This window comes from Peribacillus sp. NPDC097197, assembly GCF_050278025.1.
In the GTDB taxonomy this organism is placed as follows: domain Bacteria; phylum Bacillota; class Bacilli; order Bacillales; family DSM-1321; genus Peribacillus.
The window spans coordinates 36900-58504 of record NZ_JBNNST010000011.1; the positions used below are offsets into that span (position 1 = coordinate 36900).

Consider the following 21605-nt stretch of genomic DNA (forward strand, 5'->3'; position numbering starts at 1 on the left):
TGAATAGAACAACTAAGTGTTTTTACCAAACAAAAAAACCACATGTGTCAACATGCGGTTTTCACTGGGTAAAAGTCAAATCATCTTACCTTCACTAAAAGAAGCTGCTTTGACTTTTTTATATTGGTAAAGCATCACAACTCGCCAAGGAACAATCATACCGAAAGCAAGAAGGAAAAACATCCCACCAAGCACTCCAATTTCAATCGTGCTTCCCAAAATCAATTTAGCTACCAAACGAATTACCATAATACCGATTAAAATAAAAATAAATGCTTTGGAACGCTGGATATATATTTGTTCATCACGCACTTCGAATTTCGAAGTCTTGATTAATAAGATAGAAAATAACATACCAGCTATAAGAGCTTCTAAAAGTTCAGAACGTGTTACTTGAAACATCGGAAAAAGAAACATCAAAGCTCCTGTACTCATGAAAAGAGGCGGTAGTATAATCTTTTTCGCATTCACCGGTCTTTCCGTTTCCTTCATACGCAACTTAAAAACAACTAAAGCCATCAAAATAGCCATTCCTGTTGTTATATATATCATTTAACTCATCCTTTTTAGCTAATAGTAAGTAGGTACACACTAAGAAAACTATATAATAATTATAACCTTAAACAAAGTATATAGTACCTAAATCAGATTAACAAGGCGAGTATTTAATCCAATACCCTATTAACGGCATCCAAGACTCGATTCTCATCAAAAGGCTTTACAATAAAGTCCTTTGCTCCAGCCTCAATGGCTTCCACAACCATTTTTTGCTGCCCCATAGCTGAGCACATAATAACCATTGCAGAGGAAAACTCCTTTTTTATTTCCTTAACTGCATCAAGCCCGCTCATTATCGGCATTGTTATATCCATTATGACTAAATCGGGATTCAGTCTTCGATATAGATCAATCGCCTCTTTTCCATTTTCACCTTCACCAACCACTTCATGGCCTGCTTTAGTCAATATATTTGAAAGTGTCATTCTCATAAATTTAGCATCATCAACTACTAATAATTGGGCCATAGCCGCTCCTCCTCATTTCAAACAACAAGCAGAACAAATAAAAGATTCAAAGTTATATATTCCTAGAATATCTAACTTAAGTCCTAAAATCAACGAATTTTATAACTAAAGGAATAAAAAAAGAGACCAAAGACTCAATGAAAAGCCTATACAATTCAAAAAATATATTTTTTTACATGAAAATGCACTAAAATCCAATAAACCCACCGAATAGTGTAGTTAAAACGGCAATGATTTTAGTCATCCAATCAAAAAATAAGATAATCCCCATAACAATCATTAAATAACCGCCAATTTTCATAATGTACTGACTGTAGGTTTTTATCCATTTTAATTTCCCTACAAAAAAGGATAAAACAAAGAATGGGATGGCAAATCCTAATACATAAGCAATCATATAGTTCATAGCGGCACTAGGATTTGTTACCCCTAGCGTCATGACAGTACCTAAAAGGGGACCCGCACATGGCGTCCACCCAGCTGCAAAAGCAAGACCAATAAGAATCGATCCCAAGTAACCACCAGGCCTGTTCTTAAATTCAAACCGGCTATCCTTCATTAAGGACTTCGGTTGGAAGATTCCCACTATGAATAACCCAAAAAGGACTATTAAGATGGCACCAATTTGACGAATTAACTCTTTATAATCCGAAAAGAAAGAACCTAAATATGTAGTACCGAATCCTAGCGCTATAAATACCAACGAGAAACCTAGCAAAAAGAACAACGTATGCAACATGCTTCTTTTTTGCAGCATAGTATTATCCGACTTGATTTCTCCCACGCTCATACCTGTGATGTATGATAAAAAAGCAGGATATAACGGCAAGCAGCATGGAGAAATAAAGCTCAAAAATCCAGCTCCAAATGCTAAGAAAATATTAATTTCATCCAAGACTTCCACTCCTATGTAAGACAACCTATAAACATTGTATCAAATTAGATAAAAAAATACATTTTTGGAATTGATAATTTTTCGTGACACCTGAAAAAGCTAATTAAAATGATCTTTACCCATAAGTGAAAAACTTATTTGATAACAATTCATCAAGGCTTTATAATTGTTATATTCATACATATTTTACAACAAATCTAAAAAAACGCCAATGCATTCGGATTAGAAAGGAATAGCTATGTTAAAAAGTAATGAATGTCTTGAACAAATCGAATTAAAACGAAGTGAACTTATTACTATAGTGGAGCGAAATGGGTTAAGTTCACATCTTGCCATCCAACTTAGTCAACAGCTTGACCAATTACTCAACATCTATCATGAAAAACATTATAAAACAGGTACTTGACTAAAGTGATACTGGTTTCAGTATATGACGTATATTCATCTTCATTCCTCAATGACGTGCACTTATTGCTTACCTCTCTTCTTCTCATTCCTAATCATTAATAAATAAAGACAAACTCCGCATAATAACATGTATAACCGTATTTCCTGGAGGAAACTATTGTGAAAACTTTATTTATTGCCCTATCCCTCATTATTTTGTTTCCTGCCTCGTATAACGAGTCCCAGGCAGCAACAGACAGCAGAGCCGTTTACGAAAAAACAGGAAATGTTATTTGGGAAGTGAATACTCAAGAAAAAATTGTTGCCATTACATTTGATGATGGGCCCCATCCAGACTATACTCCTCAGATCCTGGATCTTTTAGCAAAATATAACGCAAAAGCTACTTTCTTCGTAGCGGGTAATAAAGTGAAGAGCAACCCCGATGTTTTAAAAAGAGAGATTAAGGAAGGTCATGAAATTGCCAACCATACTTATACTCATCCATATGATAGGAATATAACTGCTCATAGACTATCATCGGAATTAGATGATACGGATAAGATTATATGGGACCTTGCACAATATAAACCCTCTCTTTATCGTCCTGTAGGTGGTTTCCATAATGACACAATCATCAATACTGCGGTTAATAAAGGATTTAAAGTGGTACTCTGGTCTTGGCATCAGGACCCAAAAGACTGGGCTAGGCCTCCAGCCAATAAAATATCAAACCACATCATTAAATCCTTGCGACCCGGAGATATCATTTTACTTCATGATTGGAGTGACCGCCCCCAAACAGTTCGTGCTTTAGAAACAACACTAGCTTATCTTTATAAAAATGGGTATGAATGTGTAACCGTATCCGAATTATTGTATCGTTCAAACCTTACCTTACCTGAATTTTTCAGGGTTTTCCCATTGAAATAGGAAATATAATACGTTTTATTTATTCGGTCAACACTAGTAATAGGCCACTCTAATCCAATCGATATGTCACCCCAGTATCAGTCAGGATGTTTCAATCACTTTAAGCCCTTATATAGTGGAGGAACATCTCTTTTAAAAACTGTTGTTGATCAATGGGGGTAATTCCCGAAGATGGTATAGCTACCTTTTCATGTAAAGTGATTCTCGTTGAAAATATGCTAAAACAATTTGTTATTGTTTGAAGAGCTAGCTCCATATTTATATCCGAACGGAGAGAGTCATCTTCAACCCCTTGCTTTATGATTTTGAAAATTTCACGTGATAACTCTTTTTGTATGTCGATATAGGATTCAATATTTTCTAGAGGCTCGTTTTTATATGAGGAATAGCTTTCAAAAGCCTCACGAAATAAGGTGACTTTTCTAGCTGGTCCATTCGCGATCTCTAAAAAATATTCGAATAACTCTTCAAATTTTTCGTATGCGTTCTTTTCTGAATCAGCAATCTTTTTTAGGTCGTCTTGGAAATCACTTAAAATGAATACAGCAACCTCAACGATTAAATTTTCTTTTTTAGGAAAGTAACGAAATAAGGTGGCTATACCGACATTTGCCTTTGTAGCGACATCTTGCATCTGTACATCATATAATCCTTTTTCTGAAAATAATTCCTCCGCTGCAAGGATTATTTGTTCTGTCCGATGCTTTTTATTTTTTTCTCTAGTATTTGAACTCACGATTCATCGGTCCTTTCTCCTATTGCTTGATATATTCTGTTAAATAGTATAAAATAAAAATGCATAAAATGATAGTTCAACTATCAAAAAAAATAATAATGAGGTGTTATTTATGGAAAGGTTATTAAATAAAGTAGCGATTATCACTGGCGCAGCAGCCGGTATGGGTGCGACTCATGCGCGTAAATTTGTTGAAGAAGGCGCAAAAGTTGTTTTAACCGACTTAAATGAAGAAGCCGGAGCAGCCCTAGCGAAAGAACTAGGCGAAAACGCCATATTTATTAAACAAGACGTTTCTAGCGAAGCCGATTGGCAGACTGTCGTTACCGAGACTGAAAACACATTTGGCCCAGTAAACATTTTAGTAAACAATGCAGGAATAAGCCTTAATAACTCCATTGAAGATACAACCTTAGATCAGTACCTTAAAATCGTAAAAATTAACCAAGTATCCGTATTTTTAGGAATGAAAACCGTTGTTTCATCCATGAAGAAAACTGAAAACGGATCAATCGTCAATATTTCTTCAATGAACGGGCTAGTGGCTGGTGCAATTGGTTATACGGATACAAAATTTGCCGTTCGCGGAATGACAAAAGCAGCCGCAATTGATTTTTCACGTTATGGAATCCGCGTGAATTCAGTACACCCAGGTGTGATTGAAACACCAATGGTAACCCAAGGCGATGCTGTTGAAGTCATCAAAGAATTTGCCAAACATATTCCTCTTAAACGCGTGGCACAGCCAGAAGAAGTCTCCAATCTCGTTCTTTTCCTAGCTTCCGAAGAATCAAGCTATTCTACAGGAGCTGAATTCGTAATTGACGGCGGATTAACTGCACAATAATATAAAATGACACATACAACACAGGTTGCCCCCTTTTATCTTGGGGCAACCTATTTTTCATTTAATGGCCATTTGAATGGGATCCCTTCTATCTCCTCTTTCCTTTCTGTATACTTAAATATCAATTTTTTCCGTCCTGGCCCTTATAACTGATTCTTCTTCACGCAAAAAACCCCCTTCTCTGGTAGAATTCGTCAGAGAAAGAGGTTTCGGATCGTGATGAAAGATAAAGCAAACAAAAATTTATGATGAAAGATTACTCTGTAATGCATTTTATGATTTGCTCATCCTATAATAGCCATAATCAATCGATTAAAAATTAGTGCATAGCGATTTTCATGCTATTTATTTGGTTTGTTGTTTATTCATAGCACTCATCATTTGATTAATTTTCTTTTGGGACGGTTTCATACCCATTTGCATCATCATCATGATAAATCTACTTATATCAACGTTTTACTATTCTATATTCGCACCTATTCTATTAAAGAAAAATATACCATGAATAGATTTTAAAGTCTATTTAAATGCATTTTATAGTAAAAATCAGGTTAATCAATCCTCACTTTTTTATCTCTAGATTTTAAAAAGTCTGAAATCATAATTCAGTATTTTCAGACTTTTAATATGTAATCATAAACTTTATCATTTGTTGGAATGTCGATGACTTTTACTGAAGGATGCGGATAATTGACAAAGGCTTCTTCACCGACGCTCAAAAACTGAGATATCACGTCATTTACAGCCCGTCACCGTGATTCTTCCATATATGATTAAACAACTTTCTATGTGTTCTGAGCATGCTCCGCTTCCTTCTAAGTATTGAAACCCCTTTTCTTTTTCATGTCCGTTTTCCCAAAATCTGGAAAACAAGCAAAAACGAGAAATCCAAGAACGTCTTGAAACCCACCAAGTCTTCGAAGCCACTGCTCAGATTTGAGAACATACACCAGAGGCCGAATTACGAATGAAGCTTGGCAGTACGTCCGTAAAAGGACTGTTAGCCGATTTTGGGGATAGCATTCATTGGGCAAGATTAATGGAAAGTAAGTATTAATGATCGAAGTCGATTCCATTCAGTTCGATAAAGACGTTTCGCCGATTGAGTTCCATAGACCTGATGATTTGATGGAGATTGTGGAACTGATTAGTAGGAAGGTTTAGGTGTTAAGGAGTTTTCGAGGAGTTTTTGTGATCATAAAAACAGTGCTATTTAACCGTCCGTGATCGTTTGTGTGATTAAATATTAGTTCTAAAACATGTTAATAAGGATTTCCTTTATCCTTTATAAATTCTCAATTCAAAAAGACAGAGAGAATAACAAATTACTCTGTCTTTGTTTTTAAATAATATATTCTAATCAGGATACTTATATACAACCTTTTATTGCATAGATTTTTATCAACTTACCTGCATTTTTCACTTTCTTAACTGCTCTTTATCTAAAATCAAAGAATACCCCCTCTTATACGTGGGCTTTTTTGAATAAGGGACATTCTTATGTGCTTCTTTCGGTAACTGTACGTTTTTAGGTAAAAAAGGGGTAAATCCATATCGATTATTTCTACTTTCCTTCAACTCTATCAAATCCATTAACTCTATTGTTGGAATTAACATAGCTATATCAGATATATTCCCAATCTTCAAATGAATAGGATTATCTGTATAAATTTGAGGTTTAATAAGGAATCTGTATTCCCATTGATAGCTGTATTCTATGGGCTTATTAAACGCAAAGTACTCTCCATTAACCGCTTTAACGTCAACATAATCAACTAATCCACGCTGAAATCCTTTTAAATTATCATCTTTTTTAATCGCTGACTCTATTCGTTCAATAAACGATTGAACATCTCGAATTATTACGCTATATGGGCCAAACTGTCTTAGCAAATCTAACTTAAGATAATCCTGGTAATTGAAAAAATCAAAGCCCAATTTCGAAGTCATAGCCGTCATGCAATAAATGTTTGCTTTTCTTTCCCTATGCTCGGTAATTTCCAATAACCCAGACTCTTCATCAATTACCAAAGTTTCATTTGTTTCCGTATTAGTTATATTAACAGTTACACCCGAGTTATAAACTTTAGTTGCCCCTTCATATTTATCACGTCTTAAACTTTCTGCCGTATCATCTATATTTCTAAATTGCTGGATAGGGCGTGTATAAAGCTCCCCATTATACAAAAGACGTTCCAAGTTTTTCTTACTTCCAAATTTCATTAAAGCAAAGACTCTGTTCTCTTCTCGTTTAATTTTAGCCAATAAATTTCTTCCCTCCTATCTCAATTGTTTAAATATTTAATCAAGATTATATATCATACCTACAAAAAAATACTTGACTTTTACTATCTTATCTCCAATTACACTTTCGTCTGGACACATATTTAATCCTTTATTTGCAATAAGAATTCCTTATTAGCATTTACAATATTGAACCTGCTAAAACATGATATATATGCTACATTTGAATGAGAATGTTTTTTTCTAAAGGGGTGGTTTGATGGACAATGGCAATGAAGTTTGTCCGTATTGTAATGCTAATTTGCAAGGAGAAACTATTCCAAAAGAATCACAAAAAGCATTCGGATCTACTCACTTCCCTCGAAAGATTGGTATCAGTGGTATTGACGCTGATAGGATTATTAAATGGAAATGTCCAGATTGTAACAAAGAGTACAAGAGAAAATTCAGGTAGATGAATCACCAATCGGATAGAAAAAAGCCGTTGTGTGTGTTTATACCTACTATATACTAAGCCTGCCGACACGAGGATAAATAATGTGGGAATTAGCCCTCTCACCTTTTCTTTTGGTAGATTGATAACAAAGTTAATCTGAATATTATAAGATAGTTTATATTTCAAGTTCCACGATAACATAGTCTGATATTTTACTAATACGTTCTTAAGGAAAATACGATTCTAATATCTTTTCATGTAAAATGAGTGATACAAAATGTAATCAATCCGAAACCCATTTCCTTTGGCTTCCCCATGAATATCCCCTAAAGTAACCGTGAGTGTATCTATTCATATCCATATTCCCTTAACTGTTTCTGAAATTCCACACCTTTTTCTCCGCTCCAGTATTCAGAAAGTAGTACTATATCAGCCGAGTGCTTGTTTATTTGTTGAAGAATACTATTAATACATTACAATGATCAACCTTTATTTATATTCCATGTTTAAAGTCAAATTCCTTCTTTAAGCTATTATTTCTTTACCGTTCTATATAAGGTTGCTCTGCTTATCTTCATTACTTCTTCTATCCCCTTTACAGTCATCTTATTGGTGTCCCTGTTTCAAAACAACTCAATATACACTCCTTGCCATTGCTTCTGCTATGCCCTCCATTTGTCTCTCTTTAAATCATATCAGCCTCAAATTCTGCAATACCAGACAGGATTGTTATAATTAATTTCCCTATCGCTGTACCTGTATCTATCCTGTCACCAACCATATTCAAAACAATGAGTGAAACGCCTATATTGTTCAGATACTCAATGGTCGATAGTGCATCCCCTTGCAATTCTATCCAACTTAGTTACAACAATACAGTCACCGTCTTGCACTGTATCAAGGAGAAGATTGAATTGACCTCTATCTTCTTTCTTCCTGCCAGAAACTTTTGGCGGCTTACCTATTTAAGTCAAGATTAGGATTTGATAATTTATTTGCACATGTACCTAATTCAATCAAACAAGAAGCGAACTCTTCAAAATTCACCTCTGCATTTGGAGATTCCAATCCAAAATTTGTTATCCACATAGGAATAGTATATCCCTCTGGTATTTTACTGTTTTCAATTCTTTCATTTAAATGTTTTATATGATTATAGATATTATTTATTCGTTGGAGTAAAGAACCATCTTCCTTTTCAAAAAGCTTTTCAATATTACTCATTGTCTTCAATAGCATTAAAGCCTGATAAGTTTGTGTTATTGAATTTTCAAAATGGAAAACTGATAAAAAATACTTTGAAATGGATTCACGCTTCACAGACAAATACGATTCCAACATATTTCTCCCACTTTCATATTCATTAATCGCATTTGAGACCCTTCGTAGAATGTTAATAACATACTTTTGGTTTTCATCAGAGACTTTGATTCTAAGCATAGAAGTTAGTATAAAGTTTGGTATCCAATACTGATGCTGTTGAACTTGACTTATAACTTCAGGTGCAGATTTTTGTGTCAATTGTGCTAACTTTGGTGCTACGAAGTTATTTAAAGCATATTCAGTAATCCTATTCTCCATATTTACCCTCTTCTTTCTATGATTCAAAACCCCATCATTTTTACAGATGAGGTTTTTGATGTTCATAACAATAGATATTACCTCTAAACCGCTCCTTATTTGAAACACAAAAAGCTTCAACTTTTCGTGATACTGCTTTTCCACAGGTTATGGAAGCTTTAAATTTGGTTTTCATTTCTAAATACCTCATACCTCATTACTGGTCTTTGTTTTTAACATCTCAACATGTCTTTTTCTTATATCTTGATCTATTACGTTTTGCTCCTCGAATACATTGTACATATGTAAAATATCATTATCAGAAAATATTGGTGATTGATGTTGTAATTTTAAGACACTGAGCTTCCTTATTATGAATTCAGACAAATCCGTGTCATAGCTATCAATTCATTAGACTGTATCATTCTTAATTCTGCATTACTTTGAATGTACTTTTTTTAGTAAAAGACATTATAGAAACAAATTCTCTATCGTCAACTGTTCTGAGAAGTGATTTAATGGCTTGCATATGACCAACATTTTGATTGAATGGATTCATCATAGAGAACTTTCCATTAACACTCCACTTAGCCCTGCTCTATCACCATATATATTTCCAGCGTAATTTTTAGTCTCGATAACAAATATCGCAAATGGAGTAAAGATAACATGGTCAATTTGAGAATAACCAGACTTTGCTTTAAAATAAGGGATTAATACATCACTAAGATATTTTACTTTTCTTAGCCAGTTGGTCGAGTTGAATGTGTATTTTATATTCACCAAGTTCTCCACTTCTAGAGGAGCGATCTTAGACTTGTTCTCTTTGAACTTATCACTGGATATAGCAAAATCTTCTCTAGGTTATTTTTTTCAGAAAATCTCATAAATACTCTTGATATCATTTTGTTGCTTCTCCTTCTCATAAGCCCAAGATGTCATATTCTAAATGTATTTTGTTTTATCCATTAAGTCATAGTCATAACGTTTGCGTTAAATCCCCAAATTAAAATTGTTTAGGAAATCTAAAGTACATAGTTTTCTATACTATATTTTATAGAAAACTATGTACTATTTAATCACCAGTGTTAGACTGCCTTTTTATTAGCTCTTTCAATTCTTCAATAGTCAATACTTCATCTTTTCTTCTATGTATCATTCGATGACAGTTAGAACAAACAGGAACTAGATCAGTCTCAGGATTTATAGCCACTTCTTCTTGAATCGTGCTAAGTGGTTTAATATGATGAACCTCGATGAAGTCTTTCCCCCGCTCGCCATACACTTTTTCAAAATTGAAGCCGCATCCTGCACAATTTAAACCTTGAATCTCAATTGTTTTCGCCCTGTTCTTTGGGTTTCGCTCATACCGCCTACCATAATAGTAGATTGTTGCACCATCATTATAATAATCATCTTCTTCAGAACGTTCAGAATCAATGTCATTAAATGATGTTTTTAAGATTGAGCTATTCAATGATTCTTGAAATTCTTCGAACAAATCTGCAAGATCTTCTCCATAATCCTTTTGCCAATCATTTTTATTTCTTCCTTGTTTATAATGAATCATCGTTACATCTTCAATTTTCACCATTGGATTTTGTTGATGTAAAAGTTTGATGCCCTCTTTCTTTGCTAGCGTTAATAATTGCTTCGTTACCCCACTCTGAATATCAACATGTTTTAGTACTTTATCATCTTCTAGTAAATAAACTAGGTACTTAGATAAGAAATTAGGAGATACAACATCAGGCTCTATTTTAACAGTTATAATATAATATTTCGTTTTATTACCAATAACATATTCCTTATTATGTAATCCTTGTTGAAACAACATATGATCAAATTCATTTAGATCCTTCATGGATTTACCTTCTATATTAAGACTCTCAAGACAATCTATAACCATCGCGAAATTGCTATGCTGTTTTTGTAGTACTCTAATGGCGTCATTCATCGAGTATCCCTTAAATATCCCTTTGTGCTTATCCTTAAGTCCAATATAATGTAAAATCCCCATCGTTTGATAACCGCGACTCTCAGTTGAGTTCAGGCCAATGATATTCTCGTCTATCCATCTATGTGTTTTTGAATTGAAAATATACTCATAAACAACTCTGCTTCTAACAGTTGGATCATATGCCTGAAATTCTCTAGAACGTTTCACAGGTTCTAAATCAGGAATCCTTAACATGTCGTTAGGGTATTCACTTTTTAGCACACTTTTATTTTTACTTTGCATTACTATTCCCCCTTCTTATAGTGAGTATTAGATATACAATAGTTTTCAATCTAGCATTCACCTTAAAAATCCACAGGTAAAAAAAGCTCCATTTACTGAAGGAGCTTCTGCTTTTTGTCGATTTCCACCTACTAATTTAGATTGTGTTTAACCTGTAGTTTACGAATTGCGGAAAGTACTTTATCTAAATCAGTTAATTCGTGAGGATTATTAGGAGTAGTTAAAATATGAGCTACTCTCCTATATTTTATATCAGTACCATAACGCATTAGAACATAAATAGCTCTTTCAAGATTATTATTTTCTTTCCAATCAACTTCCCCATAACATACTTTATAATACGCGTCTGAACTATGTTGTGGAGCGTGTATTTCAATATAATCAATTGGTGATTTATGTATGGTCATTTTCCTATAACCCTCCTTTTTATCTAATTCTATATTACTATTCCTGTATACAAAGTCTTCCACTGTCAGAATTATAACTGTACTATTCTGAGAGCATACAGTAAAAACTACCATCTTAATTTTGAAACTAAATTCACTCTCAAACACTTATGACCTAAATAAGACTTAAAAAAATAGTACACAGTTTAGAACTCTATATTTATAGAAAACTATGTACTTTAAATATGAATTATACTACTCACTTTCAGTGGAGTAAGTGATGAAATTCATTCACCTTTCCCCCGCTCGCCATACACTTTTTCAAAATCAAAGCAGCATCCTGCACAGTTAAAACCATGAATCTCTTGTTTTCACCCTATCCTGTTGATTTTGCTCATGTAGATTGTTGCTTCCTCTTACATCTTTTCATATTCACACGTGAAATTATTTAAGCATGACTTTTTGAATGTATCACTTTAAAATGGTGTTTAATACCTCTCTTTTATTCTCCTACCTATCTAGTTATATTATGATAGTTAATATCAGAGCAAAAAAAGAGCTGTACTACTCATAAAAGCAATACAGCAAAAAGACCACCTTACTTCAAAAACGAGAGAATAATCGAAGAATCTCAGGTCACTTTAATCGTTTTATTTTTACTCTTATTACCTGATTTATCTTGAGCATACACCTTCAAAACTGTGCCCTTCTTTTGCGCATTGATTTTTATCTTGTAGTTCCCACTACTATTAACTGTTCCTTGCCCAATCTTTTTACTTCCGTTATATATTTTAATAGTTGCGCCTTTTTCAGACTTACCAGATACCGATACTGACTTATTAGAAACAGTATTAACAGTTGGACTACTTGGAGCTGTCTTGTCTATAACCTTAACTGTTTTACTCCCAGTCACATTTCCTCGTCTATCTACTAAATAAACAGAAATACTTGTTCCAGCTTTTTGTTTGTTTAATTTAATTGAATAGGCTCCGTTTTTCGCTGTAGCTTTGCCAATTTGCTTCGTCCCTATCACAGCATAAACTGTTGCATTTGTTTCAGCCTTACCTGTAATTACCGTAGACTTATCAGATATAGCATTAACAGTTGGTGTTTTATCATTAAAAGACGCCTTCAAACTATAAGAGGCACTTGAAATTCCAGCCCAACGATAAGGAGTAATCGCTAGATAATAAGTTCCTTTTTTAACATACTTATTAATTGTAATAGTGCTTCCGCTAGAATAAGTTTGGGTGCCGCCTACCTCTTTTCCATTTTCATCATATAGATACATAGAAAACGTACCTGTTGTATTATCTAAAGTGATATATACTTCTCCATCTTTACTTGTTGTAAATTGATACATATCTCTATCAATTGGTGATGAACTACTTGATTTATAGGATTTGTTTGAAATGACAGGCATAGACGTTTCATCTGTTTCATTCGGTTCAAAAGTTTTAGTGTTTCTTTTAATGGATGACGCATAAGTTGCTTTCAATCTATAAGAGGCACTTGAAATTCCAGCCCAACGATAAGGAGTAATCGCTAGATAATAAGTTCCTTTTTTAACATACTTATTAATTGTAATAGTGCTTCCGCTAGAATAAGTTTGGGTGCCGCCTACCTCTTTTCCATTTTCATCATATAGATACATGGAAAACGTACCTGTTGTATTATCTAAAGTGATATATATTTCTCCACCATCTTTGTCTGTTGTAAATTGATACATATCTCTATCAATGTTCGAAGTACTCGCTGAGGTATATACTTGCCCAGAATGAATAGGCATAGACGTTTCATCTGTTTCATTCGGTTCAAAAGTTTTAGTGTTTCTTTTAATGGATGACGCATAAGTTGCCTTCAAACTATAAGAGGCACTTGAAATTCCAGCCCAACGATAAGGAGAAACGTATAAATAATAGGTTCCTTTTTTAACATACTTATTAATTGTAATAGTGCTTCCGCTAGAATAAGTTTGGGTGCCGCCTACCTCTTTTCCATTTTCATCATATAGATACATAGAAAACGTACCTGTTGTATTATCTAAAGTGATATATATTTCTCCACCATCTTTGTCTGTTGTAAATTCATACACATCTTGTTCACTTATTGATTCTATCTTCCCTTGGATGGGAACACCTGATAGGATTTTTTCTTCTGCAAAAGCTACTTGATTAAGAATAAATGAAAGTAATAAAATGAAAAAAGTCGAACTAATAATACGCATAATTGATAATAACCCCACTTTATATAAGTATAATTGTTTCACCATTCAAAATATACCACTGCCAGTAAAAGAAACCTCTTCTAACTTTACCATCTTAATCAACAGGAGTAAATACCTACCAAATGAATTCTCTAGACTTAAATGATTATATTTACCTATCAGCATAATATACGAAGTTGATGTCACTCTATCTTTAAAAAAGATAATAATGTATCTTATGGAATCACCATTTCATAATTAAAAATCCCATCTTTTCTAAACCGTCAATCACTCATCTTGACTTTTCACAAAAATGACAAAAGGGTTATTATTACCTAAGTCGAATTTCTTATATAAGGAGAATCTGATGAAATATTTCATTGCTCATATAACCTTTAAAAAGAGTACTTATTCAAAGCTAAGACGGCTAATCTATTAGAAAATCAATTCAAGAGATGTGCTGATGAAGGAGTGAGTACAATTAAATTTACTATTTACATGGAGCATGTAGAATCAATATTCTTACAAGAGATTACCGATTACACTAACATCAATAAAAGGGAGTTTGCCAAAATAAATGAAACACGAAGCTATTGTTTAAATGATTTGTTGGAGGATTTTGGTTTTTAGGATATCTGATTTCCTAGCCCCTTTGAAGAAAATTGACGTAGGTGAAATTAGAACTAAATATATTCAAAAATATACACACTTAGTCCCAAATAGTTTTAGAATCGTGATACAGTAACTATTAGGAGGTGAAATTATGAAAAAATTAAATATTGTACTAGTTGTTGCTCTATTCTTGTCTTTACTAACAGGAATTACAACAACCGAAGCATCTTCAAATGTTAAGGTTCACTATATTAATGTTGGTCAAGGCGATTCGATTTTAATTCAGACCCCAAATGAAAATATTTTGATCGATGCTGGCGGTAAAGGTAAAGGCGATGAAGTTGTAGCCTACTTAAAGAAACAGAAGGTTAAAACTCTTAATGCAGTAGTGTCCACTCATCCTGACGCTGATCATGTCGGTGGATTTGCTTATGTAATAAACACAATGAAAGTAAAATCTGTTTATGCACCTAAAGTTTCCCATACTACACAAGCATACAAAGACTTTTTGACAGCCGTTAAGAAGAAAAAACTAACAATTAAAAAGGCCAAGACGGGCGTGGAAATTACAACAAAGGCAAAGAACACTTCATTAAAGTTCATCGCACCAGTTAAGGAGTACGCTAAGTCAGACTTAAATAACTGGAGTGCCGTACTTTTACTTAAACACAATAAAAAGACGTTCTTATTCACTGGTGACGCTGAAGAAAAATCCGAAAAAGATATGCTAGCTAAAAAACTAATACCTAGTGTTGATGTTCTTAAAGTAGGACATCATGGTGCAAAAACATCAACAAGTTCAGCATTTATAAAAAAGGCCAAACCTAAATACGCTGTAATCAGTGTAGGGAAAAATGGGTACGGTCACCCCACTTCTACTGTAGTAAAGCGATTAAATTCAGTAAAAGCCAAAATCTATCGTACGGACAAATCAGGTAACATCATCTTCACGTCAACGGGTACGAAACTTACTGTAAAGACGGTGAAATAGATGGTAGAAGGTATCATTGATCGTTTTGAAGGAAAGATTGCCGTCGTGGAAATCGATGGTGGGGACATGAAGGATATCCCGAAAAGCTCACTTCCAAAAGGAGCCAAGGTCGGGGATATGCTGATTATCGATGGAGATAACATTACTATCTCTAAAGAAGCCACAGAAAAGTTAAGAAAAGAAATCGACGACTTAATGGATGAACTTTTTGAAGATTAAACAATGAATCGATTGCCCTCTCATTTGAGCTGGGCCTTTTTTTATTGCTATATATAAAGTTCTTGGTTTATTTAATCAACTAGTAGTGGGTGTAACAAAGTTACACCTTTACTTTAAATCGTCTTCAGTTAAATCGCTCATGGCTCTTTCGTGATAAAAATCTTCCATATCTTGTTGCCATTGTTTCATCTCTGCTTGTGTTACTTCAAATCTTTCTAAATCTACTTTTTCATATATTCCAGAAATTTGTTCTTCAAAAAAACCTAATATATTTACATATAGAATTTTTAACTCTTTTATTAATTTTTGTTCTTCATCTGAAGTTAATTTGATTGAGTGATGAGTTATATCATTCCGATACTTATTAATTAAGTAAATAGAATCTCCAAATTCTTTCGTAATTTCAATATCACATAAGAGTTCTATTCTGTCTACTGCTTCTCTTAAGGTAATAGTTTCTAATATCTTATTTTGTAATTTATCTTTTGGAACATCAAATACAGTTGGCATATCCTTTTCTAAGTATGTACCAAATCCTTTTTCTTTTGGAGGCATATGTTTTAAGTGTTCTTTTGCCTTCATGTACACTTTTATATCCTTAAATATTAAAGATTCATTCCTACTTGATAATATGTATTTTAATAATATTTCAATCCCATGATTAAGATATATAATTGCATCTTTGAGAAGATGATATGAATTTGGCCTATATAGTTCATTGAATCTATTGAGTGAATCTTGTGTCTTTTTTAATGAGTCTATGCCATTATCAAGCAATGTAAATTCCAATTCGAGCACTCCTTATTCATTTAATTAGCCCAGCTTTTTTAAATAGTTCCCTCTTTAATTTTGCATTATCGGAATCCAATGATTTTTTCATTCCACCTTTAATATGAAAACCAGTTAGGGAATATGTCTTGTACATTTCTTCGACTAATTCCAAGTGAGTTTTTGCTAAGTTTTTCTTAATTTCAAGAGCAGGTTTTGTGAATTTACTATTTTTAATATCAGCATAAAGACTAACATTCTTAAGTTGATTTACGAACGCAAGATTGTCATGGATTTTGTTATATTCCAGGTTCATGCTTTCATCACCATTAGTATTTAACATGGTCTGATAAAAAACGTAATTTTGCTTATTCTTTGACTCATGACTTCTTAGGCGTTTATAAAAATTTTTCCAATCATGACCTTCTTTAAAATATGAGCGGGTAGCTTCTTGATATATAATTGGAAGTTTCGCTAGTTCCTCATGTGCTATTTGTGCCAAAGCATATGCACGAGCATAGCGTTTGTTCTCAATTAGTAATCTCGATTCTTCTAAAAGTTCTTTTGCATTTTCATAGATCATGATATATGCTTCTTCTAATTTCCCAAATGATAAAGCAGTCATAATACTCCTCCCTTTAAGATGCTTGAGTATTCGCTTTCTTACTTTTAAGGACATATTTAAATTTCATCTGTGATTCTTCTCCAGCCCATATCCCTATAAATTCCCACTCCAAATTAAACCTATCAATAAAGTCTCCATATTCGTCAGAAGAATATTTGACTTCCAAATTAAAGTTAAATAATTCGTCTTTATTAAACCTACCCGCTGTATAGTGCCTATTTTGAGCAATATAATTTACCCAATAACTAACACTATTCTCTAAAATATATTGAGTTTGCGCCTCATGGTTTAAAACAAGTGGTATGCAGGTTCCAATAAATTCTGATTCATAATTTTTATAGACACTGCCTAGGGATGTTTTGTAATTACCTTTATCATCACGAACAATCAATTGAACACTTTTTTTGCCTTCCACTTCAATATCTGAAATCTCGTCTATATGGGCAGTTTTTGCTTGTAAAAAGTCTATTTTCAAATGATTTTTAGCGTTTTCTAAAGCAGTTAATACTTTATCATAATTTGGCAAGGAAAGTGAACATTCAATATTTTTGGCTAACGAACCACCAATATTATTTAATTCAATTACAATCGGCTTATAATTAAGTTGGTCACCTGAGTCAATAAATTCAATTGTTTGATGAGGTATGTCTATCCTTGGCCTCATTTCCTTTTTCTTAGTTTCATTTTGTTCTTTAAATGTTAATAACAAAGCCAAGTATGTAAAAAAACCTCCAATCAATCCGCCAAATATATTACCATATAAAGTAAACCAGTCACCTGTTTCACCTCTAGACCAACCACTTTCCCAAATAAATAAGAAGTTAAATATAACTGGAACTACGATTAGTGACACAACTAATGTACCAATTATAAATTTCAAATTGAATTTCAAATGATTCCCCTCTTTTATCTTTTAGTAACATTATACCAAAAAAAAAGAGCTACATATGTATCCCATAATATTAATGGTTTGCTTTTTTCATGTCGCCGATTCCTTCTTTTTGGCCCTTATAGGAAATCTCGCAAAGACCCACACAGAACTTTACTTGCGTTAGTATCACCACCTTTATAGGGATGTCATTCTTCAGCTAATATTGGATATTTTTTTCTAAAGTAAATCGGATTATAAGAAAACAAAGATATATTCTTAACCACTCTCGCTGAAATATCATCTAATATAGTCGCCACAGTTATTTGAATCCCCTTAAAAAATTACAGATCAAAACCACAAATGTTTAAGATTTATTCAAAATCAAACCTGAATTTTAACCTAATTTATTTTAGGAAGCTCCCCAACCAAATAAGTTTTCCAACAGTATTTGTTCAGTAGTCTATTACTCATGGGTATCTTTATTGAGATTTCAAAAATACACACTTACTTTTTATGTAAATTTTAGTATAATTCATTTAAAAAGGAGTGATACTTTTGAAAAAGATAATATCTTTAGTAGCTGCTACAACCTTGTTTACTGGCGGGGTAGCTACAGTTACACCAAGCCTAGCAGATGCGACAAGTGACATTTATAAGAATTGCACAGCGTTTAACAAGACGTATTCCAAGGGTGTAGCCAAATCTTCAAGTACGAAAAATAAAGTAGTTAACAAGAAAACGAAAAAAGTAACGTACAAAGCGCTGTCTAAAGGAACAAAGATTTCCGCAACGATTTATAAGAATGCAATTAAAAAAAACTCTGATTTAGATCGTGATACTGATGGAATTGCATGTGAAAAGTGACCAGTTTAAGATACTCCCTTAATGTTGAAAGCGTGTGGAACTACAATCAGTACTCCACACGCTTTTTATTTTTCATTTTGAACTTTTATGTAATTCGTTTTCGTGGCCCTGATAGCATACCTTTTCCCACCAGGGATAGAGAAGAAAGATCAAAGTCCAGTTATTCTCTATAGTGAACAGTATAAAAGAAAATTCAATTTCAATGAAGATATGGAGTATTAGTTTCAAATACTACTAATGTAATTGATGGGTATACTAGAAAATGGACTTCAAATGCAAATCTTAGAGGAAAAAGTGGCTGTAGAGTTTATTTTGAAGACTCTGAATTACAGAATATTTTATATACGAGCTAGCCATTCAACAACATGCAAACTCTATGGCTTGCTTCACTCCTTTATTCATTTTGGTACTCTATCATCTAATTTAATATTTAAACATCCTTCCTTAACTTTTATATTTATATAAGTCTAGATTCATGCACTTTTCAGTTAAAAGAAAGTAGCGACTACCATCATAAAAATCGACTTTTATATAATCCTTTTCACTACATAGAAGAATTGAATATTCCACAAGCTCAGCATCATCTTCCCTAATAGATTTGAATACATTTCTAATTCTCGCCCAATTATTTGTATTATATATAGTCTCTAATTTACCTTTGCTCTCAGTGTCAAAGTAAACTTTTAATAACAGACCCAAAATTATATTAACAATCGTTTCACCTTTATATTCCCCATCTAAATTTGAAGTAACTGGCAAAAGCGTGTATGAATCAGCATTTGTACCAGTTATATTGTATAAGTCAACTGCACTTACTATCATTATTCTCCCCCCAGCGAGTTTTTTTTATATTTATAACATCCTCTTTGTTTTCATCCTCTTTGTTTTCATCCTCTTTGTTTTCAGCCTTTTATTTCCTTATTAATTAGAAGCCGAAGTTTATAATTTATATTACGAAAACTAACCTAAGATTCATTTACAATCGTTGATGCTTAACTGAATAAAATTATGATTTTATTCAACCGCTTTAGCTATATTTAAACCGTTCATCTATTTTATACAAGGATATATTTACTATTAGGGAAAGACATAACAATCATTGATTATCACAATTTCCAGTATCTTCAAATAGCGGAAGAAGAGGCTATGACACATTCGTTGTATTTTATGCAATTTGATAACTTGCTGATAGATGGGTTGAATAAAACATGAGATAATTTCACTATCTCATCCTGACCTTTATACATACACGATAAATGGTTCTGCCTAACTTAACTTCCAAGTGGAGAGTACGATAAAGATACTAATTGAAAAAATTTCTTCATTTTTTTGTTTAAGCTCAATAGACTTATTAGTAGGGTTAATATGGCCATTGGTTATGTACATTTAAAGATGTTCTCATTCACTTTACGAATACCTTGACTTGAAAGGCCAACATCTATTTATACGACACCCTTTGATAAAATATACAATGGAAAGCGAAAAACTTTTCATAAAGTTACTTCATAAAGTTACTTTGCAATCATTTTTACTTTTCTTAATCTTCTTCTATGCTTCTTTAATTGCCTTTTTTTTCTGATTACCTGCCAGTGATGTTTCAATTCCACATAATTGACTGTACTAATATTAATGATATATTCCTCAGAAACTGTTATCCTTTTATGATAATATGCATACACACGTTTTGTTTTCGTTTCACTGACTAACTCACCTAGCCATATTTTTTGGTTGAGTTGCCTTATTGCATCATTAAAATTTGTTCTTTTTTGGTTTATTCTTTTAAGATAGAAATAAACAGGGAGTGACAAGTGATAGTCTGGATAATTTTCGATTGCACTAAAAATTTGTCGGTCGATTGTTGTTATCCTAGGTGAGGATATATATTTACCTTTATAGCTAACACTATGCGCTATGTTTTCTTTCCTTGAAATAAGTTGTGTTTTGATTCCCAACTTTCTCCAAGAAGATACAACATTCCATAGTATTTTTTTGTGATACTTACTTTCCTTATTACTTAGTGCTTGTTTAACTACCCTAGAATCAAAAAGGATGATTCCATTATTGAAATTATAGTATTCGAGAAATGCTGTTAATTCGGATAGAGCTAAAGCCTCGGCGAGATTATTATCAGATTCATTAATCAAGATTCTGCGACTTATTATACTCTGATCTTCAAATTCAATTACAAATGCTAAGTATGCACTATTTTCTTTTACAGAAGCATCTGTGTATGCTATAAACATTTTATTATCGCCCCCTCCGACTGAACGATCCAGCTTATTTCTCAAGAAATCTAGGATTTATAATTTTAAAGTCCCATAGTTCATATATATAAGATTGAATATTATAAATTTTCACTCTACTTCGATTACTAAAACAGGAGTTTAACCTAGACTCAACATTCGTGTGTAAAATGCCTCTTGTACCCTTAAAAAAAGGTCACTACCTTTTAAGGATATATTTATTGATTTTCCTCTTTTTCTATTCTTTTCAGCACCTCATCCAATGTTATATGATTACCTAATCTGATACTTTCCCTTGATTCACTAATTTTTTTTAATTCTTCGAGCGTATAGCCACTATTTTTTGTCAACAATAATTTAACAAAATCCCAAGCTTTCAGTAATGTATCATCTCCTAAATGTTCAATCATTTTGTGCAATTCTTCTCGCTTTTCATTCATCACACATGCCTCCTGATTTTCTTCAGTTTACTTCTTCTAAAGTTCATTTTTCTTTTCTAAATAACGCACTTACAA

Annotated in this window: 22 protein-coding genes and 3 pseudogenes; 7 read left to right on the plus strand and 18 right to left on the minus strand. The window is 33.0% G+C overall.

Annotated elements, in window-relative coordinates; translation table 11 throughout:
- Nucleotides 1-75: 75 nt before the first annotated feature.
- The 3 genes from ACQKL6_RS14935 to ACQKL6_RS14945 all read right to left on the minus strand — a co-directional run bounded on the left by ACQKL6_RS14935 (nucleotide 76) and on the right by ACQKL6_RS14945 (nucleotide 1920).
- Nucleotides 76-552: a CcdC family protein gene (locus ACQKL6_RS14935; protein ID WP_402875374.1), complete on the minus strand. Its 477-nt coding sequence runs from the start codon at nucleotides 550-552 to the stop codon at nucleotides 76-78.
- A gap of 113 nt (nucleotides 553-665) precedes the next feature.
- Nucleotides 666-1025: a response regulator gene (locus ACQKL6_RS14940; RefSeq protein ID WP_427591995.1), complete on the minus strand. Its 360-nt coding sequence runs from the start codon at nucleotides 1023-1025 to the stop codon at nucleotides 666-668.
- A 187-nt stretch (nucleotides 1026-1212) separates the two neighbouring features.
- Nucleotides 1213-1920 (minus strand): cytochrome c biogenesis CcdA family protein, encoded by a 708-nt coding sequence (locus ACQKL6_RS14945; protein WP_402875369.1) that lies wholly within the window; start codon nucleotides 1918-1920, stop codon nucleotides 1213-1215.
- 238 nt (nucleotides 1921-2158) lie between these two features.
- On the opposite strand from ACQKL6_RS14945, the gene ACQKL6_RS14950 reads away from it, so the two are divergent.
- Nucleotides 2159-2326, plus strand: coding sequence for a Spo0E family sporulation regulatory protein-aspartic acid phosphatase (locus ACQKL6_RS14950; RefSeq protein ID WP_427651403.1), 168 nt, complete (start codon nucleotides 2159-2161; stop codon nucleotides 2324-2326).
- Between the two features lie 158 nt (nucleotides 2327-2484).
- Complete coding sequence (locus tag ACQKL6_RS14955; protein WP_402956503.1) at nucleotides 2485-3240, plus strand: polysaccharide deacetylase family protein; 756 nt, start codon at nucleotides 2485-2487, stop codon at nucleotides 3238-3240.
- A 100-nt stretch (nucleotides 3241-3340) separates the two neighbouring features.
- Here the strand turns inward: ACQKL6_RS14955 and ACQKL6_RS14960 are convergent, their stop codons facing one another.
- Complete coding sequence (locus ACQKL6_RS14960) at nucleotides 3341-3976, minus strand: TetR/AcrR family transcriptional regulator (protein WP_402991959.1); 636 nt, start codon at nucleotides 3974-3976, stop codon at nucleotides 3341-3343.
- A gap of 112 nt (nucleotides 3977-4088) precedes the next feature.
- On the opposite strand from ACQKL6_RS14960, the gene ACQKL6_RS14965 reads away from it, so the two are divergent.
- Entirely contained in the window at nucleotides 4089-4823 is a 735-nt protein-coding gene (locus ACQKL6_RS14965; protein ID WP_402956415.1) for a glucose 1-dehydrogenase, read from the plus strand.
- 345 nt (nucleotides 4824-5168) lie between these two features.
- Here the strand turns inward: ACQKL6_RS14965 and ACQKL6_RS14970 are convergent.
- Nucleotides 5169-5255 (minus strand): annotated as a pseudogene (locus tag ACQKL6_RS14970) (YneF family protein); the annotation flags it as partial.
- 433 nt (nucleotides 5256-5688) lie between these two features.
- Between ACQKL6_RS14970 and ACQKL6_RS14975 the strand changes: the two are divergent.
- Nucleotides 5689-5987: pseudogene (locus tag ACQKL6_RS14975) on the plus strand (DUF3898 domain-containing protein); the annotation flags it as partial.
- A 255-nt stretch (nucleotides 5988-6242) separates the two neighbouring features.
- Here the strand turns inward: ACQKL6_RS14975 and ACQKL6_RS14980 are convergent.
- From ACQKL6_RS14980 to ACQKL6_RS15010, 7 genes and pseudogenes are all read right to left on the minus strand, one after another.
- Nucleotides 6243-7088, minus strand: coding sequence for a hypothetical protein (locus ACQKL6_RS14980; RefSeq protein WP_427651404.1), 846 nt, complete (start codon nucleotides 7086-7088; stop codon nucleotides 6243-6245).
- A gap of 1100 nt (nucleotides 7089-8188) precedes the next feature.
- A pseudogene (locus ACQKL6_RS14985) lies at nucleotides 8189-8396 on the minus strand (recombinase family protein).
- Nucleotides 8397-8460: 64 nt separating this feature from the next.
- On the minus strand, nucleotides 8461-9084 hold the full coding sequence (locus ACQKL6_RS14990; protein WP_427651405.1) for a hypothetical protein: 624 nt from the start codon (nucleotides 9082-9084) through the stop codon (nucleotides 8461-8463).
- 537 nt (nucleotides 9085-9621) lie between these two features.
- Nucleotides 9622-9858, minus strand: coding sequence for a nuclease-related domain-containing protein (locus ACQKL6_RS14995; protein ID WP_427651407.1), 237 nt, complete (start codon nucleotides 9856-9858; stop codon nucleotides 9622-9624).
- A gap of 280 nt (nucleotides 9859-10138) precedes the next feature.
- On the minus strand, nucleotides 10139-11305 hold the full coding sequence (locus ACQKL6_RS15000) for an HNH endonuclease (protein ID WP_427651408.1): 1167 nt from the start codon (nucleotides 11303-11305) through the stop codon (nucleotides 10139-10141).
- 131 nt (nucleotides 11306-11436) lie between these two features.
- Nucleotides 11437-11712, minus strand: coding sequence for a hypothetical protein (locus tag ACQKL6_RS15005; protein WP_427651410.1), 276 nt, complete (start codon nucleotides 11710-11712; stop codon nucleotides 11437-11439).
- Between the two features lie 610 nt (nucleotides 11713-12322).
- Nucleotides 12323-13960 carry an Ig-like domain-containing protein gene (locus ACQKL6_RS15010; RefSeq protein ID WP_427651411.1) on the minus strand — a complete coding sequence of 546 codons (1638 nt, stop codon included), beginning with the start codon at nucleotides 13958-13960 and terminating at the stop codon, nucleotides 12323-12325.
- Nucleotides 13961-14660: 700 nt separating this feature from the next.
- Between ACQKL6_RS15010 and ACQKL6_RS15015 the strand changes: the two genes are divergently transcribed.
- Nucleotides 14661-15500, plus strand: coding sequence for a ComEC/Rec2 family competence protein (locus tag ACQKL6_RS15015; protein ID WP_427651412.1), 840 nt, complete (start codon nucleotides 14661-14663; stop codon nucleotides 15498-15500).
- Entirely contained in the window at nucleotides 15501-15719 is a 219-nt protein-coding gene (locus ACQKL6_RS15020) for a DUF3006 domain-containing protein (protein ID WP_427651414.1), read from the plus strand.
- Between the two features lie 108 nt (nucleotides 15720-15827).
- Here ACQKL6_RS15020 and ACQKL6_RS15025 read toward each other — a convergent pair whose 3' ends face one another.
- Genes ACQKL6_RS15025 through ACQKL6_RS15035 form a run of 3 tightly spaced genes read right to left on the minus strand, consistent with a single transcriptional unit; the run spans nucleotide 15828 to nucleotide 18004 of the window.
- The gene (locus tag ACQKL6_RS15025; protein ID WP_427651415.1) at nucleotides 15828-16508 is read right to left on the minus strand and encodes a hypothetical protein; all 681 of its coding nucleotides are present in this window, start codon (nucleotides 16506-16508) and stop codon (nucleotides 15828-15830) included.
- A gap of 16 nt (nucleotides 16509-16524) precedes the next feature.
- Nucleotides 16525-17112: an AbiV family abortive infection protein gene (locus ACQKL6_RS15030; RefSeq protein WP_427651417.1), complete on the minus strand. Its 588-nt coding sequence runs from the start codon at nucleotides 17110-17112 to the stop codon at nucleotides 16525-16527.
- Nucleotides 17113-17125: 13 nt separating this feature from the next.
- Nucleotides 17126-18004, minus strand: coding sequence for a hypothetical protein (locus ACQKL6_RS15035; protein WP_427651419.1), 879 nt, complete (start codon nucleotides 18002-18004; stop codon nucleotides 17126-17128).
- 525 nt (nucleotides 18005-18529) lie between these two features.
- Between ACQKL6_RS15035 and ACQKL6_RS15040 the strand changes: the two genes are divergently transcribed.
- Nucleotides 18530-18847, plus strand: a complete 318-nt coding sequence (locus tag ACQKL6_RS15040; RefSeq protein WP_427651421.1) for an excalibur calcium-binding domain-containing protein — start codon at nucleotides 18530-18532, stop codon at nucleotides 18845-18847.
- 444 nt (nucleotides 18848-19291) lie between these two features.
- Here ACQKL6_RS15040 and ACQKL6_RS15045 read toward each other — a convergent pair whose 3' ends face one another.
- From ACQKL6_RS15045 to ACQKL6_RS15055, 3 genes are all read right to left on the minus strand, one after another.
- Nucleotides 19292-19669 carry a hypothetical protein gene (locus ACQKL6_RS15045; RefSeq protein ID WP_427651423.1) on the minus strand — a complete coding sequence of 126 codons (378 nt, stop codon included), beginning with the start codon at nucleotides 19667-19669 and terminating at the stop codon, nucleotides 19292-19294.
- Between the two features lie 689 nt (nucleotides 19670-20358).
- Nucleotides 20359-21090: a hypothetical protein gene (locus ACQKL6_RS15050; protein ID WP_427651425.1), complete on the minus strand. Its 732-nt coding sequence runs from the start codon at nucleotides 21088-21090 to the stop codon at nucleotides 20359-20361.
- A 218-nt stretch (nucleotides 21091-21308) separates the two neighbouring features.
- Entirely contained in the window at nucleotides 21309-21530 is a 222-nt protein-coding gene (locus ACQKL6_RS15055) for a hypothetical protein (RefSeq protein ID WP_427651427.1), read from the minus strand.
- Nucleotides 21531-21605: the final 75 nt, after the last annotated feature.